Source organism: Rhizobium acaciae, from assembly GCF_025941625.1.
Classification (GTDB): Bacteria; Pseudomonadota; Alphaproteobacteria; order Rhizobiales; family Rhizobiaceae; genus Rhizobium; species Rhizobium acaciae.
In genome coordinates this window covers 1-14,775 of sequence record NZ_JAPCZO010000019.1, presented here as the reverse complement: position 1 = coordinate 14,775, position 14,775 = coordinate 1, and the positions used below count along the sequence as shown (strand labels likewise).

The 14,775-nt window shown below is 57.7% G+C and carries 22 protein-coding genes and 1 pseudogene; 16 read left to right on the top strand and 7 right to left on the bottom strand.

Annotated features, from left to right (window positions below):
- Positions 1-61 precede the first annotated feature (61 nt).
- Complete coding sequence (locus OLZ32_RS26770) at positions 62-376, bottom strand: EamA family transporter (protein WP_264423552.1); 315 nt, start codon at positions 374-376, stop codon at positions 62-64.
- Between the two features lie 577 nt (positions 377-953).
- Between OLZ32_RS26770 and OLZ32_RS26765 the strand changes: the two genes are divergently transcribed.
- The gene (locus tag OLZ32_RS26765) at positions 954-1,307 is read left to right on the top strand and encodes a low affinity iron permease family protein (RefSeq protein ID WP_264423550.1); all 354 of its coding nucleotides are present in this window, start codon (positions 954-956) and stop codon (positions 1,305-1,307) included.
- Here OLZ32_RS26765 and OLZ32_RS26760 read toward each other — a convergent pair.
- Positions 1,304-1,711, bottom strand: coding sequence for a low affinity iron permease family protein (locus OLZ32_RS26760; protein ID WP_264423548.1), 408 nt, complete (start codon positions 1,709-1,711; stop codon positions 1,304-1,306). The genes OLZ32_RS26765 and OLZ32_RS26760 overlap by 4 nt on opposite strands.
- A gap of 108 nt (positions 1,712-1,819) precedes the next feature.
- Here OLZ32_RS26760 and OLZ32_RS26755 point away from each other — a divergent pair.
- A pseudogene (locus OLZ32_RS26755) lies at positions 1,820-1,959 on the top strand (CopG family transcriptional regulator); the annotation flags it as partial.
- A gap of 47 nt (positions 1,960-2,006) precedes the next feature.
- The gene (locus OLZ32_RS26750) at positions 2,007-2,609 is read left to right on the top strand and encodes a hypothetical protein (protein WP_264423546.1); all 603 of its coding nucleotides are present in this window, start codon (positions 2,007-2,009) and stop codon (positions 2,607-2,609) included.
- A 40-nt stretch (positions 2,610-2,649) separates the two neighbouring features.
- Here OLZ32_RS26750 and OLZ32_RS26745 read toward each other — a convergent pair whose 3' ends face one another.
- Positions 2,650-2,901 carry a hypothetical protein gene (locus OLZ32_RS26745; protein ID WP_020486872.1) on the bottom strand — a complete coding sequence of 84 codons (252 nt, stop codon included), beginning with the start codon at positions 2,899-2,901 and terminating at the stop codon, positions 2,650-2,652.
- 172 nt (positions 2,902-3,073) lie between these two features.
- Here OLZ32_RS26745 and OLZ32_RS26740 point away from each other — a divergent pair, with 172 nt between their 5' ends.
- Positions 3,074-3,886: an NYN domain-containing protein gene (locus OLZ32_RS26740; protein ID WP_264423544.1), complete on the top strand. Its 813-nt coding sequence runs from the start codon at positions 3,074-3,076 to the stop codon at positions 3,884-3,886.
- Between the two features lie 88 nt (positions 3,887-3,974).
- On the opposite strand, the gene OLZ32_RS26735 is transcribed toward OLZ32_RS26740, so the two are convergent.
- Both OLZ32_RS26735 and OLZ32_RS26730 read right to left on the bottom strand, forming a co-directional pair.
- Positions 3,975-4,361, bottom strand: coding sequence for a DUF983 domain-containing protein (locus OLZ32_RS26735; RefSeq protein WP_003548595.1), 387 nt, complete (start codon positions 4,359-4,361; stop codon positions 3,975-3,977).
- A gap of 43 nt (positions 4,362-4,404) precedes the next feature.
- Positions 4,405-4,686, bottom strand: coding sequence for a hypothetical protein (locus tag OLZ32_RS26730; RefSeq protein WP_264423542.1), 282 nt, complete (start codon positions 4,684-4,686; stop codon positions 4,405-4,407).
- Between the two features lie 67 nt (positions 4,687-4,753).
- Between OLZ32_RS26730 and OLZ32_RS26725 the strand changes: the two genes are divergently transcribed.
- The 11 genes from OLZ32_RS26725 (at position 4,754) to OLZ32_RS26675 (ending at position 13,355) form a co-directional block, all read left to right on the top strand.
- Positions 4,754-5,728, top strand: coding sequence for a CobW family GTP-binding protein (locus OLZ32_RS26725; protein ID WP_028743555.1), 975 nt, complete (start codon positions 4,754-4,756; stop codon positions 5,726-5,728).
- Positions 5,729-5,761: 33 nt separating this feature from the next.
- Positions 5,762-6,262, top strand: a complete 501-nt coding sequence (locus tag OLZ32_RS26720; protein ID WP_003548591.1) for a DUF1097 domain-containing protein — start codon at positions 5,762-5,764, stop codon at positions 6,260-6,262.
- Positions 6,263-6,291: 29 nt separating this feature from the next.
- Positions 6,292-7,032 carry a nitrile hydratase subunit beta gene (gene nthB, locus OLZ32_RS26715; protein WP_003548589.1) on the top strand — a complete coding sequence of 247 codons (741 nt, stop codon included), beginning with the start codon at positions 6,292-6,294 and terminating at the stop codon, positions 7,030-7,032.
- 28 nt (positions 7,033-7,060) lie between these two features.
- Positions 7,061-7,678, top strand: coding sequence for a nitrile hydratase subunit alpha (nthA, locus tag OLZ32_RS26710; RefSeq protein ID WP_264423536.1), 618 nt, complete (start codon positions 7,061-7,063; stop codon positions 7,676-7,678).
- A gap of 10 nt (positions 7,679-7,688) precedes the next feature.
- The gene (locus OLZ32_RS26705; protein WP_130793984.1) at positions 7,689-8,015 is read left to right on the top strand and encodes a nitrile hydratase accessory protein; all 327 of its coding nucleotides are present in this window, start codon (positions 7,689-7,691) and stop codon (positions 8,013-8,015) included.
- A 57-nt stretch (positions 8,016-8,072) separates the two neighbouring features.
- A complete protein-coding gene (locus OLZ32_RS26700) occupies positions 8,073-8,261 on the top strand; it encodes a CbtB domain-containing protein (protein WP_003548583.1) in 189 nt (62 codons plus the stop codon).
- An 11-nt stretch (positions 8,262-8,272) separates the two neighbouring features.
- Positions 8,273-8,989, top strand: a complete 717-nt coding sequence (locus OLZ32_RS26695) for a CbtA family protein (RefSeq protein WP_264423533.1) — start codon at positions 8,273-8,275, stop codon at positions 8,987-8,989.
- A 116-nt stretch (positions 8,990-9,105) separates the two neighbouring features.
- Entirely contained in the window at positions 9,106-9,303 is a 198-nt protein-coding gene (locus OLZ32_RS26690) for a hypothetical protein (RefSeq protein WP_264423531.1), read from the top strand.
- Positions 9,304-9,305: 2 nt separating this feature from the next.
- The gene (locus tag OLZ32_RS26685; RefSeq protein ID WP_003548571.1) at positions 9,306-10,376 is read left to right on the top strand and encodes a GlxA family transcriptional regulator; all 1,071 of its coding nucleotides are present in this window, start codon (positions 9,306-9,308) and stop codon (positions 10,374-10,376) included.
- Between the two features lie 517 nt (positions 10,377-10,893).
- Positions 10,894-12,579, top strand: coding sequence for an adenylate/guanylate cyclase domain-containing protein (locus tag OLZ32_RS26680; protein WP_245276893.1), 1,686 nt, complete (start codon positions 10,894-10,896; stop codon positions 12,577-12,579).
- Positions 12,580-13,127: 548 nt separating this feature from the next.
- Positions 13,128-13,355 (top strand): hypothetical protein, encoded by a 228-nt coding sequence (locus tag OLZ32_RS26675; RefSeq protein ID WP_017991818.1) that lies wholly within the window; start codon positions 13,128-13,130, stop codon positions 13,353-13,355.
- 38 nt (positions 13,356-13,393) lie between these two features.
- Here the strand turns inward: OLZ32_RS26675 and OLZ32_RS26670 are convergent, their stop codons facing one another.
- Positions 13,394-13,690, bottom strand: a complete 297-nt coding sequence (locus OLZ32_RS26670) for a DUF982 domain-containing protein (protein ID WP_003548565.1) — start codon at positions 13,688-13,690, stop codon at positions 13,394-13,396.
- A 268-nt stretch (positions 13,691-13,958) separates the two neighbouring features.
- On the opposite strand from OLZ32_RS26670, the gene OLZ32_RS26665 reads away from it, so the two are divergent.
- Positions 13,959-14,246, top strand: a complete 288-nt coding sequence (locus tag OLZ32_RS26665) for a DUF1236 domain-containing protein (protein WP_003548563.1) — start codon at positions 13,959-13,961, stop codon at positions 14,244-14,246.
- A 343-nt stretch (positions 14,247-14,589) separates the two neighbouring features.
- On the opposite strand, the gene OLZ32_RS39450 is transcribed toward OLZ32_RS26665, so the two are convergent.
- Positions 14,590-14,775, bottom strand: a 186-nt coding sequence (locus tag OLZ32_RS39450; protein ID WP_406649506.1) for a hypothetical protein, incomplete at its 5' end; no start/stop codon positions are given.

Sequence of the window (14,775 nt, the reverse complement as noted above, 5' to 3'; positions counted from 1 at the left end):
CATGAGAATCCGCCCCACGACTGCCATCCGCCGTCGTCAAGGAAACGTAGCTGAGAGCCATTTATCCGATCACCATGAGTGTAACCGATGCTATCCCGAGGAGGACACCAACCGCCTGATGCCAGCCGAGCCGCTCGTCAAAAACCAAAACGGCAATCGCGTTGATGGCGATAAGCTGCGCCACTGAGGACAACGAAATAGCAAGGGAAAGTCCGCTTGTCCGCATGAGCGCGATCATCGAAAGATTACCTAATGTGTAGAGAACAAGCGCGGTAGCAAGCACCCAAAGGTTCGAGTTGCTCACATATGCGCGCGAAGCAGTCGCTCCCGCCAGGAATAGGCATACGGCTATGAAGAGAATGGCGGCAACACGCATCGATAAACTCCTGCTGATGCGTTTTGTCTAACGCCGGGCGACCCGTCAATCCATCAGAGACTATCCCCAGTCCTCGATCTCGACGTAGGGCCGTAAAGATTGCCTTTGACACGTTGGCGGCCGGACTATTTTCTCGGCGTTTAGCCGGTTGTGCTCGGACAGTTCCGCCCGCGGCGCCCCCACGCATTCACCTTTCGTCATCATTTGCGCAGGTGGTGGCGCTCTGAAGGTCACCGACAACGCGCCGCCACTCAGCTTGAATGCTGCATCGTAGTGGCTGAACTTCTTCGCGAGCCCAGTAGCCCCCATAGCTTGCTACCCATTTGCGAACCGATGGTCTAATGCGAAGTGCGCGCCGACTCCCCGAGCGCCACGCTCGTCCTTCTCCCATAAAACTCCACAACAAAAAGCTTAAAAGCCAGGCTGTGTGGACATGCAAAACCCCCGAGGTTGGATGTCCAACTTTCGGGGGTCAGTTTAGAAACGCGGGTTTTATCTCATTCGCGACGCCCTATTTATTGAGCGTAGGTGGATAGGAACTTTTTCGTCTTCCGCTTTACGCGCTTTGGAGAGGCGTATGTGCTGGCGCTTTCGACAGATCTCTGACTTGGCCGTCTCATCAGCCGGGCATCGTGCGGTCCCTGTCGCGCTGATCGCGTTCGTAGCCCTATGGGCAGCAGTGGGTCTCAGCTTTTCCTTCCCGCGACAGTGGTTTTTGCTGACCAACATGCTCGGGACACTCATTATATTGTTTATTTTGCTGTTGCTGCAGCACTCCCAGAACCGGGATATGATGGCGCTCCAAACCAAGCTCGATGAGTTGATCCGCTCAAGCAGGGCAGGAAACCACTGGATTGCGGCTGAGAAGAAAGATGCCGACGCAATCGGGGGAATGCGCCAGCAGCATCACGGCCAAATCTCGGCGAATTAGGCGGACGCCGACGCTGCAGCAGATTTCTCATCCGCTTTTTCCTCGACGCACTCGGCCTGTTCGGCAAGGGTCTTGCTCATTTCCCTGAGTTCGCCCTCCTCCAGCTTTTCGATGCCGACAAACTTGTTGGCGGCCTGGCTCGTCAGGATAAGTTCGTCAAGCTTGGCCTGCAGAGCCTTTCCGTCACGGTTCTGGCTGTTCTGCAGAACAAACACCATCAGGAAGGTGATGATGGTCGTGGTGGTATTGATCACAAGCTGCCAGGTTTCGGAATAGCCGAAAAAGGGTCCGGACACCGCCCAGGCAAGCACGAGCGCCAAAGCCGCGACAAAGGTGAACGGCCTTCCTGAAAGCTCCGCGACCGTTGTGGCAAAGTGCGAGAAGAAGTTGGGTTTGTTCGACATCTGAAAAGCCTCGTTCGATCGCACCATCAGTGCTGTCAATCGATAACGTCAACTCCATATCCAGACCGAAGTTCCTTGCACACCGCGGTCAATCAAGACGGCTTTGCGCGACTAGCCGGCGAGCTCGGCATGACACGCAATGACACCATCAGTTCATCGTGCGGGAGTGGATGGAGACGAATACCTATTTACCGGTGCACGAGCTGGATGAAGACGGCGATGTGGATGGGACGGCATGCTCGAGATAGTGGAATTCGCCCAAGCGCCGCGGTGATTTGCATGAGGGATATCTGGAATGTCGATCTTGCTGAGAAGTTTGTCGCTGTTGGTTGGAATAACATTGGCAGCGCCTGCCTCTGGCAACTGCTTAAGCGCTAAAGAAACCAAATACGGCGTGCTGCTTACCAGAGAAGCGCCTTTCTATTCCGTGTTCTACAAGCCGGACGGTCCGGGTCTCACCGAACAACGGCTGATGGAGCGTAACCGTTCACTGCATCCGGTGTCGGCTGTATATTTACACCCCTTGCTCGTCGAAAAGAGGGTTAGCGCCAGCGGGACGCATGAGCTGACATACGCGAAGGCGGTTGCGTTAGACGATCTACCACAGAAGAAGAGCTGGCATTCCGAGACGACACTTTTCATCAATGGCCAAAGATCCGTTTCGGGCGCTACCTTTATTAGGTTCGACGGCTGGGGAGAGGAAACTATTGCATCTTGTTCCTACAAGGTTTGGGCCATCAACAGCCGTCTCGAACTGACGGGATTGCCTCCGATCATTTTTGAACAATACTATTCCCCCGAGCTTCGTCTCGTTCTACGTTCGGTAAGGCTGGGCCGTTCCAACCAACCGTTGAGCGAGATTCGATTTGATCGGTTTCAAATTGGCTGGGGCAATTGATTGATCGTGGCCAAGCTTGCAAACGGAAAAAGCGGGAATGTTACACCGGAACGCGATCAACATTGGAAGGGCCCGTGAGCGGAACGAGAACGGCAATTGAAGCGACCGCTGCGGCGGCCCCTCGGCACGCGCTCCCGCCTTCACCGTCATCAATTCCCACAGCCACACCGGCACCGCTCCTTTCAAACTCTTCGGCCTCCTTCATCTGATGTTCAGGATAGATTCCTGAAACTACCATCAGGTATTCGTTGACCGGCATTTGGAAAGAAGGAATCCAAGGCATGAACCTCATGACCCTGGCCTGACGGTTTTTGCAGCCACGGTTCTGATCCCTCCTGCGTCGCGCTGGCAGCGAGCATGATCCGCGCCAAGGTGAAACTTCGCTATATCGAGCTTCAGGATATCATTGGCAATCGCGTACTGGCTTATCGCAGCCAGCACCCAAGGGAAGCGAGCTTCAGGATATGACGCAAGACACTCTCGCCCTGCTGATCGATGGCGATAACGCCAGCCCGAAAATCATCACCGGCTTGCTGGCCGAGATTGCCACTTATGGTACCGCCAGTGTCAGACGCATCTATGGGGACTGGACCAAGCCAAGTCTGAGCGGCTGGAAGGCATGCTTGCTGGAGCACTCCATTCAGCCAGTCCAGCAGTTCGCCTATACTACGGGCAAGAACGCCACCGACGGCGCGATGATCATCGACGCCATGGACCCGCTGTATACCGGTCGCTTCTCCGGATTCTGCATCGTCTCCAGTGACAGCGATTTCGCCCGGCTTGCCGCGCGGGTCCGTGAACAGGGCGTCACAGTCTACGGTTTTGGCGAGCGCAAGACCCCTCGCCCGTTCATAACTGCCTGTGACAAGTTCGTCTATTTCGATGTGCTGGGTGAGCAGGGCAACGAGACCGCCGCTGGCGGCGCACGAGAGCGCAAGGTCGCCGGTGGTCGAACCGGGATGAAGGCCTTGATTCCCGAAAAAACGGAACCAGAGAAGGTCGCGCCAGCGCCATCAGTATCCGCGAAAGGAAAGCTCGATGACGCCGCCCTGCAGATGCTCGAGAAGGCAGTGGCCGCCTCGGCCGATGAAGATGGTCGCGCTCACCTGGGACGTGTCGGTGCCCATCTCGCCAAACAGGCGCCTGACTTCGATGCGCGCAACTATGGCTTCGCCCGCTTGAGCGATCTCGCAGAGGCATCCGGGATTCTCGAAGTTGAGCGGGTCGGCGATCATCCGAAAGTGGTCATGGTAAAACTTAAGGCCGGGCGCCGATAATCGCCAAGGCGATCAGGAGGATCGCGGCGACGGCGAGCGTCGACTCCGACCTTGCGACGGAGCCCTTCGGTTCGGGATCTGCTCGCCTTCATTTGCTCCACTCTCGATCGATCCGACCCTCTTCAGCTTTGTGGAAGTACTGCGAGCAGACCAGCCATCCTTTCAGAGGCCTCAACAACAATATGCATGCCAGCACGGTCAGTGGGACCGTCACGACAAGATGGACCCAAAGGTGAACGTCGAAGGTGAACTGAAGCCACAGAGCAAAGGCAAGCGCGGGAACCGCGACGATGCTCATGGCGAAGAATGCCGGCCCGTCCGCCGGGTCCGCGAAGGAGTAGTCCAAGCCGCAGACTTCACAGGCGGGAGCGAGGGATAGGAGGCCATTGAACAGATGTCCCCGCTGGCAACGTGGGCAACGTCCTTTGATCCCGGTTAAAGCGGGAACTGTCGTTTCGCTGTATTCCGTTTTCATCTCCGGATTCCCATGATCGCAAGGGCGGTTAACTGTCCCCCCACTAAGGCGGTAATGCAGAAGCGAACTCTTGGCGGGACGTCGGGTTCCAATCGATCATCTCGTAGTTCGATCCGCCGAACATCCCCAAGGCATGCCCTGTATCTAATTTAGGCACGCTGATTATTTCATCAGCAAACCGCAAAAAGCGGCGTTTTTTGGCAGCTTTTGCGATTCCTTTGGCCGAAATTGAAACCCTCGCCGCATTGCGCAATTTCGCAAGTTTACCTGTAATGCCGGTCAAGCGATCGGGACAACTCGCCCTTCGTAACACCGAAAACTGCATAGCGATCCCTCTGTCGACCTGCACTCACGGGAGTGGCGAAGCTGTGCCTGACACGGAGACGACAGCCATGTCGAAGTTGAAAACCACTATACTCACGGGCTTCCTCGGAGCCGGAAAGACGACGCTACTCAATAAGATTCTTTCGTCCGAGAGCACCGAGCGTGTTGCGGTCATCGTCAACGAATATGGAGAAGTGGGCATCGACGGCCAACTTGTCGTGCAGACGAGCGATCAGATCGTGGAACTGAACAACGGATGCATTTGCTGCACCGTCCGCGACGACCTCATCGCGGCGATTAGAGCCCTGCTTCAGTCGGGCCGCCAGATCGATCGTTTCATCATCGAGACGTCGGGACTAGCCGATCCGGCCCCCGTCATCCAGTCGTTCATCCTCGACGACGTCCTGTCCGCCCGATTGGAACTGGACGCGATCGTCACCGTCGTCGACGCCCGACATATAGAAGGACAACTCGCGCAAGAAGAAGCAGTCGAACAGATCAGCTTTGCCGACGTCCTGCTGCTGAATAAGATCGATCTGGTCGACGAGGATCATCTTCTGCAAGTCGAACGGGATCTGAGGCGACGAAATCCCCTGGCCCGGATCATCCCGACCAAGGATTGCGGCGTCGCATTTGAAGATGTCGTGGGCGTCGGCGCGTTCGACTTGAAGAACGTGCTCGCGATCGATCCGCAGATCCTGGAAGAACATAACCACGAGCACGATCAAACTATCGGATGCGTAGCCTTCCGCGAGCAAGAGCCTCTCGATCCGGTGGCGCTCAATAGCTGGCTGACCCGCCTGGTGCAGGACATCGGAGCCGACCTGTTTCGGATGAAGGGTGTGCTCAGCTTCGCCGGGGAAGCCAGGCGATATGTCTTGCATGGCATCCACATGACCTTGGAAGGCCGGCCGGGAAAGGTCTGGCAACCGTCGGAGGTTCGCTCAAGCGACATCGTCTTCATCGGTCGCAACCTTGACGAGGAGATGCTGCGAGCGGGCTTCGAGCGCTGCATTGTCCAACGCCAAGCCCTGGCGTCCTGACCCATTCCACGCTTTCACACAAGGAGACACGACATGCCCCCTCTCGTAGCAGCAATGATCAGCCTTGGCGTCCTGGGCGCCATAGACACCTACATCACCGCCACCGTCTTTCCTGTTCCGGTATGGGTGACGTTTATCGCCTGGGCGTCTTTTTATGCCTGCGGCGGCGGGCAGCAGGGCCTGGTCAAGAGCGTCGTGTCCAACTGGACCGGTATCATCATCGCGTCGCTAACACTGTTGGTGATCCAATATGGACCGCAGCAGCCGATCTTTGTCGCCTTACTCGTGGGCCTCGGCACCTCGGCCATGGTGATGGTGTCCTCCATCAAGATTTTGAACTTCCCGCCGGCCATCGTATTCGGCTTCGCGTCCTTGGTCGGCACGACGGCCGCCACCAATACGTCTGTCGTCACGTCAGGAATGAACCATCCAACCCTCGTCGCCATGGCCGCAATGCTGCTCGGCGGCGCCTTCGGTCTTCTGTCGGAAATCGGCACGTCGCTGCTCTCCACCAAGAAGCCCGCCACCGCGTAGCCACACCAATCGCTCAAGAGGAAATTTCGATGAAGCTCCAACACTACCTCGGAGGCCTTGAAGGCCTGGGCCCGGTCAGCACGGAAACGCGTGTCTTCGTGGAAACATGGGAGACCCGCATCTTCGGTATCCACACCGCAATGATGGCCCTGTCCTCTCAACTCCCGCTTCCGGCGACGCCGTCTGCATTCTCGACCATCTGGACCTGGGCGGACCTGCGCAAGGGTGCGGAATCTCTCAACCCGTTCGACTACTTCAAATACCGATACTACGAGAAATGGCTTGGCGGCATTTCCGGCTACTTCATCGACAACGGCTACATCACCGCCGAGGAACTCGATGCCCTGACGGAGGAATACTACGCTGATCCCTCGATGCCCGTGCCGACGGCCGGCGACCAGGCGATCGACGATCGGGTCGTTCAATATCTCGTCGAAGGCGACAGCCCCAAGCGCGAGGCAGACGTATCCTTCGATTTCACCATTGGCGACCTCGTCTCGATCAGGAATGTCCCATCGGTCGAACATACCAGGCTGCCCGGCTTTCTTCGGGGTAAGACGGGAACCGTCGAGACTGTCTACGACGGCGCCTACGTCTACCTCTGTGACACGGGAACGGACGGGATCGGCGCTGCGATGCCGGTCTACTGCATCCGTTTCGAGCCGGAGGAACTCTGGCCCACCAACGCCGAGACGAATTTCAGCCTCTACGCGGATCTCTACGCCCACTACGTGGAATCCCCACGCGCCGTCGCCGCCCAAGCCGCCTGACGTCGCAAAGCAATAGGAGAACACTCAGATGACCGACCGCTTCAAATACCGCGAAGATCGCGAAGCCTACAGTGCCGCGCGCGTTAAAGCTCTCGAGGCCCTCCTGATCAAGAAAGGCATCATCACGGACAAGACCGTCGATACCATCTTGGACTTCTTCGAAACGAAGATGGGACCGTTTAACGGCGCCAAGATCGTCGCCCGCGCATGGCTCGACCCCGCCTTCAAGGACCGCCTGGTGACAAATACCCCCGCAGCGATTGCCGAGCTCGATCTTCCCGAAGGGATGGCGGGCGCGGAGGGCGAACATATGCGCGCAGTCGCCAATTCTGCAGACGTCCACAACCTCATCATTTGCACGCTCTGCTCCTGCTACCCTTGGCCAGTCCTGGGGCTGCCGCCGTACTGGTATAAGGATCCGACATTCCGCAGCCGTGCAGCTCGCGAGCCGCGCGCGGTCTTAAACGAGTTCGGTCTGCCCGTGCCGGAGGCCATCGAGATCAAAGTCTGGGATTCCAGCGCGCAGATCCGCTGGTTCGTTATCCCGGAACGCCCGCCAGGCACCGAGGGCCTGACGGAGACGGAGCTTGAGGCTCTCGTAACCCCCGAAGCCATGATGGGCGTCGCCATCGCCAAGGCCGCTTGAGGCGGATGCGATGTTAACCCAGTTCGAACATTTCGCGGTTACGGAAATGATGGGCAAGACCGACAACCCTCCCCGAGCCAATGGTGCCCTCTGCTTCGGTTCCCAATGGGAGCGATCCTCGTTCGGGATGGCGCTTGCCCTCGCAAAGAGCGGCGCCTTCGAATGGGACGATTTCCGAGACGAACTGATCGCGACGATCAAGGATTGGGAAGATGCGCATCCCATCGATCGCTCGAGCTGGAATTACTACGACCAGTTCCTGACAGCCCTTGAGAAGGCCGTCGTGAAGGCAGGTGTCGTCGACCCTGAAGAGATCGTGGCCGCTCTGGCGGCCTGATCTCACTCAAATCTTGCCAAAATTGGCTCTCTACTCGAACACTTGAAAGGTATCAGGATGTCAATCTCAGCCTCCACTGCCATCGCGGCGCCAAACCTCACGGCGTCGGCCGCGAAAATCCTCCAGGCTGCGACGGCGGTCTTCTTCGGTCTTTTGATCGTGGGATTCGTCGGGTTCTCCCACATCGAAATCGTTCACAACGCAGCGCATGACACCCGTCACGCCAACGCGTTTCCCTGCCACTGAGGTTTAATCTCATGTCGCTGTTTCGCTCGATCGTATTCACGGCGGCCCTTACGGGCGTCATCGTCGGCGGCGCCGTCAGCGCCGCCCAATTCGCTGGAACGAGCCAGCTGATCGCCAAGGCCGAGGCATATGAGAAGGCGGGCGGAGCCACGAAAACCGTCTCACCTATGACGACACCCCACCCCCAGGAAGCCGATCACGATCACGACGAAGCAGGCTGGGAGCCGTCAGACGGGCTGGAGCGGATGACCTTCACGGTGGCAGCCAACATGCTGACTGCCATCGGCTACGCCCTGGTCCTGTGCGGACTTATCGCAATGCGTGGGAAGCCCGTCACCTGGCGCGACGGCTTGCTGTGGGGATTGGCCGGTTTCGCCTGCGTCATGCTCGCGCCTTTAATAGGTCTGCCGCCTGAGTTACCCGGAACGCCTTCCGCGCCCCTGGCCGACCGTCAGCTCTGGTGGATTGGAACCGCGTTGGCTACAGCAGTCGGTATCGGTCTAATTGCTTTCCAACGAAACCCATGGGCGGCATCCGTCGCCATTGCGGTCATCGCGACCCCTCACCTGATCGGCGCTCCGGTCGCATCGGAAGGAATGCACCCGCTGGCCCCGGAGTCCCTCGAGCATCAGTTCGTGGCTGCTGCGGTGATGACGAGCTTAGTCTTCTGGGCTCTCCTTGGGTCCGTGAGCGGGGCGCTCTACCATCGATTTGAAGGTACCGCGTGAACTCGAGCCCGCTTTGGAGCGCAGACCTCGACGCGTTGCGGTTCACAGCCGGTAACGGCGGGAACTGCCTCGTTCATCGAAGGGCGTTTCGCGCAGTCCTCCGGAAGTCTCCGCTCATGGCGGACTGTATCGCTTTCTACGAGGTGAACCAGGCGACCTTCCAAGCGGCTGCGACGAAGAAGATCGAAGAACATTGCATAGGCGACGGTCAGAATTTCCACCTCAACAGCAGGCAGATCAGGCGCCGGCTAGCCATGACGGGACTGGCAGAAATCTTGCATGACCAGACATTGGACGGGCAACTAGGAGCGTAGTCATGCGGATTGTCATCCTCGCGCCGCCAGGCGTGCAGTCACTGGACATCGTCGGCCCTGCTGAAGTTTTCTGGGAGGCTGCGCGAAGGCTGGGCGACATGAGCGCCTACGATATACAGGTCATGTCAACCGGATCAGGCTCGATCGCCGGAACCGGTCAGTTGAGGTTCATGGCGGATCGCACCATCTTCGACGAGGATGAAGAGATCGACACGCTGCTGGTTGCCGGAGACCCTGCCTTTCTCGAGATCGATCCAGAAGTCACTGCATGGCTGCGGCGCCGCGTTCCAGGCGTTCGGCGGTTCGGCTCGATCTGCACCGGGGTTTTCCTGCTTGCCGAAGCCGGGCTTCTCGATGGAAAGCGGGTGACGACACACTGGGAATGCGCGGCGAAGTTTAGCCGCGAGTATCCGGCGATCGATCTCGACGCCGATGCCATCTACGTACGGGACGGGTCGCTTATCACCGCCGCCGGTGTCACCGCCGGCATCGATCTCGCTCTTTCGCTTGTTGAAGAGGATCACGGCAAGGACGTAGCAATGATCGTCGCCCGTTACATGGTCATGTTCATGAAAAGACCTGGCGGCCAATCGCAGTTCAGCGCGCACCTTGTCGGGCAGATGTCCGAGACGACGTTGATACAGAAGGCTCAGGAGTTCGTGCTCGCAAATCTGAACGGCAACCTCGACGTCGAGAGCTTGGCTCAAGAGATTGGAATGAGCATCCGGAATTTCGCACGCGTCTTTCGCAGGGAGCTTGGAATCACGCCGGCCGATTTCGTCGCGGCCGCTCGGACGGACGCCGCACGAAGGCTGCTCGAGGACACTGTCCATCCACTACAAAGGATCGCTACCATCTGCGGTTTCGCAGACGTTAACGCGATGAGGCGGGTCTTTACCAAGACGATCGGCGTGAGCCCGAACGATTATCGAAGCCGTTTCCAGGTATCATCGAAACCGATCGCCCAGCCGGCTTCTGACAGACGCCCTGCTCGACAAACGATAGCCATGGAAGTCGCATTAGCAATCTCGCATCCTCAAGAGACATCAACGAGCGCAAGCCGACACACTTGAAGCGAGCGCGCCCTCGTCCGCTTCCGTCCGGGCCGATCGAGCTCAAGTCCACGGTTGATAGTCACGCCGGCGTTGAGCGTGTCGGTCGTTCGAATGGTTCGTCGACCTCGCCACCGGGATCGTCAGTCTGGGTCACGAGGTCCCGGGGAGTTCTGGTCCCACGCCCTCAATCGCACCAAAGACGCCCGATCAGCCCGTCATGAAATTCGCATTCATTGGCTTATCTGACTGACGAACTGGCGCTAAGAAAGACTCCTGCCGTTAGCAGGCCTAAACACTTCCGCATGCTCTCTCCCATATGGGTTTTCAAGCAGGCGCCTCTGAATCATGTCGTTGCAAGGCAGCCCGGAGGTGGATCCAGGCACGGGTCTCGGCGCTCTGTCAACGGAGGGTTGCGGAGCGTTATCTCTCCGTGTGAATGACATCAGTGCCGTAAGACTGTACATTCCATTCGAAGCACTTGCCGTTTAGTCGGGATTTGTCACAGATGTCCTCTTCGCCCACCACCCGACGACTGATGGCCATCCTGACGACGGACGTTGTCGGTTATTCGCGCATGATGGAAGCCGATGAAGAAGGAACACTGGCAAGCGTTAGTCGCTTGCAAGAAGAGATCCTCAAGCCTCGAATCCTCAAGAGTGGCGGTCGGACAATCAAAGTTATGGGTGACGGCCTACTTTCGATATTCGACAGCCCGGCCGTCGCCATCTCGACGGCGTTACAGGTACAGTATCTGCTGGCCAGCGAGGCTGTAGCTGCCAGTGGCACCGATCCTCTTCGAATTCGAATTGGTATAAACTACGCCGAGGTCATGATCACTCAGGACGATGTGTTCGGCGACGGCGTGAATGTTGCGGCGCGCCTCGAACAACACGCGTTACCGGATGGCATCTGCATCTCAGAAACAACGCACGACACCCTCCCAGAGGAATTGCAGCGGCTGTTTGTAGATGGAGGACTGCTACATCTGAAAAATATTTCCAGACCCGTGCGTGCATGGCATTGGCCTCGCACTCCCACAATAGAGCAGTCAATTCGAACTGTCGTCGCCGTCCTTCCCTTTCAAAGCGCAGATGAAGCAGCGAACGAGTTCCTCGTCGACGGCTTTACTGAGGACATCATCTCCGGCCTGGCAAGATTCAGGAGCCTGTCGGTGATTGCGGTGTCCTCAGCGTTTGCGTTCCGTGATCGCTCGGAGGGTTTAAAGGAAGTTGGGCGCAAGCTCGCTGCCAACTATCTCGTGACAGGCAACATGCGTCGGTCGGGAGACGAGGTTCGGATCACGGTGCGGATGATCCAAGCAGACACGGAGCGGTTGGTTTGGTCTGAGAAATATCAGCGGCAAGCGGCAGATATTTTCGGCATCCAGGACGAGATCGTGAAAATGATCGTCGCAAATCTCGTGGGTCAAATCGAAAGCTGTGATTATCGAGAGTCCCTCCGGCGGCCGCCGGCCAGCCTCGCCGCTTACGAATATTATCTGCGAGGGCTCGTGCATCTCAGAGGCTACGAGCCGGATGACAACATCAAGGCAGTGGAGATGTTCGAAGCAGCGGTTGCCGGCGACGGGGGCTTTGCGCTGGCACACGCTCATCTTGCGTTGGCGAGGATAGCGGTCGGCGGCTATGCCAACGCGCCTAAGGCTGTACTTCGCGACGGGATCGCCCTTGCTCGTCATGCCGTAAAGCTAGACGAGGGAGAGGCTGGCGCCCATCGTGTACTCGGGCTCGCTCACCTTTACTTGAAGGATTTTGACAACTCCGAGAGAGAATTCCGCCTGGCATATAAGCTCAATTCCAGTGACGCCCATGCATTGGTCCAGCTCGGCGGACTTCTGGCAAGGCGAAACCGTTTAGACGAAGCACTTCCCTTGGTCGAAGAAGGGATGCGGCTCAACCCCTACCCGCCTCACTGGTATCACGCAGTTTTGGGTAATCTTCTCTATTTTAAGGGCGACTACGAGCAGGCCCTAGCGGCGCTAAAGCAGCTACCGAACCCCGGAAAGTATACCAGCACCCGGATGATCGCCTGCTTGTCGATGGCGGGCCGCTCCCAGGAAGCTGCCGCACTTGCCAAAAGCGTTCGCGAAAATCACCCAGATCTGACGATCAGGGAGTTTTTGGCGCGAGGGATCGTGGTCGAAACTGCCGAACAGACTGAGAAGTTCAGACAGGGCCTGTTGGGAACGGGATTACCGGAGTGATAGGACGTCGTTGGCCACGTCCGGAGGCCGAGGAGTATGGCCATGCCATGCAAGCTAACAAGCCGCCCGCCCTCGTCTCTGACGGCACTCTTCGCACGGTTATTGAGACTTCAGTCCGAAGTGACAGCCACGGTCCTTTTCGATACTCTTGCGCTGCCCCAGAAGGAGAAATAGGCCCACGATCCTCATCCTTGAAGACGAACCTTTCATCGCGATCGATATCGAAACGGTTCTGGAGGGATGTGGCCAGCGCAGCTTCGTAACGCTCTCGACCGGATCGGACGCCCTTTCCTGGCTGAAGGAAAATTCGCCGTCCGCCGTAATCGTGGACCCTCGCCTCTCGGACGGCTTCTGCACGGCCGTGGCAGGCATCTCGTCGATTGCGACATTCCGTTCATTGTCTATTCGGGCGAGACGGAATCCGTTTCAGAGCTGGAACCCGCGTTCGCAGAAGGTCATCTTCTGATGAAGCCGGCCTCGCCCGAACAGCTTGTGGAAGCCGTCGGGACGGCCTTGAACGGGTCCTACCGTCGGCGTAAGTCCGGGACATGACGACACGTTATCTCTGGACGCTGGAACGCGAAGGCCAATCGACCCGCAGCGGCCTCGATACGGTCGAGGAAATCATTTCGATCATCGAGACCGAGGACGTTCCCGGTGCCATGCCGGCCGACTGGGTGGTTTCGTTCATGCGGATCGATGCCGATCAGGACGGATCGGCAGCTCACGAATCTCCTCTGGGCTGGACGCTGCGTCTGCAGCAGATGGCTGTCTAATTCGTCTTACTGCCGACTTCTCGTAGCCTTTCCTTCTATCAGCTCGCCATCTTCATTTCTGACATGTCGTCCGGAAGAACGTGCATCCCTGCGGCATGGGCCGCCCTCACGAACGCATCGCGGGCGATCTCTGGATCGAGGTAGAGTTCCATCGCGTCCAGCGACGTAGCAAGCGCCCGGTGAAATTCGGACAACTGCTTGCCGTAGGACGGCCAGCTTACACTGAGGAGAAGCCCTGCAAGCTCATCGACGGTGTGCGCCTGTCGGTACCGGGCAAGACCTTCGATCTCGACGTGGAGCGGACGGATGGGAACTTGGATCTGGGAGTTATTCATGACGCGCGACCCTCCTGACGTGTAGGGAATCAAAGCGTGAACATTGATTCGGTTCCGTGACGATGCGAATCAGAGAGACACACATTTCTCGCAGATACCGTAGCAGTCGTCGTCCATGGTCGCGGGCCTGCGGCACCATTCGGAAATGTGCCTTTACCCTCGGAATGACGCGCTATTGAGCTGGGACACAGGCATTCCGTGTAGCGGAGGAACTATATGTTATCGGTGGCGTTTACCGGGACACTCAAAATCCTGGGAGGATAACATCATGAAAACACTGGTCATCTCTGCGGCAGCGCTGTTTCTGTCACTCGGAGGCGCGGCAGTCGCGCAGACGACGACAGTCGTCGTTCCTGGCGAGGTCAGGACCTATGTCGAAAAACAGGAAACGCCATCCGTCACCTTTGAAGGTGACGTCGCAGTCGGCACGGCTTTTCCTGACACGGTCGAGATCCACACGATCCCCGATCAACCTGATTACGGTTATGTAGTCGTCAACAAACAACGTGTGCTCGTCAATCCGAAGACCCGCACGGTGATTGAAGTCATCAAATAAATTGAAAGCGTCGCGGGCCTGCTTCCAAGGCTCGCGATTCCTCTACCATTCCTCCTCCGTCCGCATCAGGTGCCGTTCGCTCGGGGAGCGAGGGCTGAATTCAGCTTGGCATCCACCGCAGCCAGCCGCATCAGATGACGTCGTAATCGCGGGGTCTCATTGGGGCATTCGAGACGCGAAGGAGCAATATGATCGTCGAATTTCAACCTCTTCATTCGCGGCTGGTCTTCACGGTTTGCTGTGGTCGTACCGAGACGAAGACAGTGTTGTATTCCGCGCAGACCCTTCTCGAGCACAAGCCGAACCACGAAACACGGGTCGCTTCGGAAAATCACCCCAATGGTCACGAGTGATAGATACGTTCGCCGAGCTTGCCGGAATTCCCAAAACGCATATTTCTGCGTGGCGTCAATTGCACTTCCGATCGCGTATCGGGGGACTTGCGGATTTGCGGCCAACGAACGCCTGACGACTTCCAGAGCACTTTTGCCCATTCGCAGGTGATCGGAAGACATGCTGCCTGGATGCT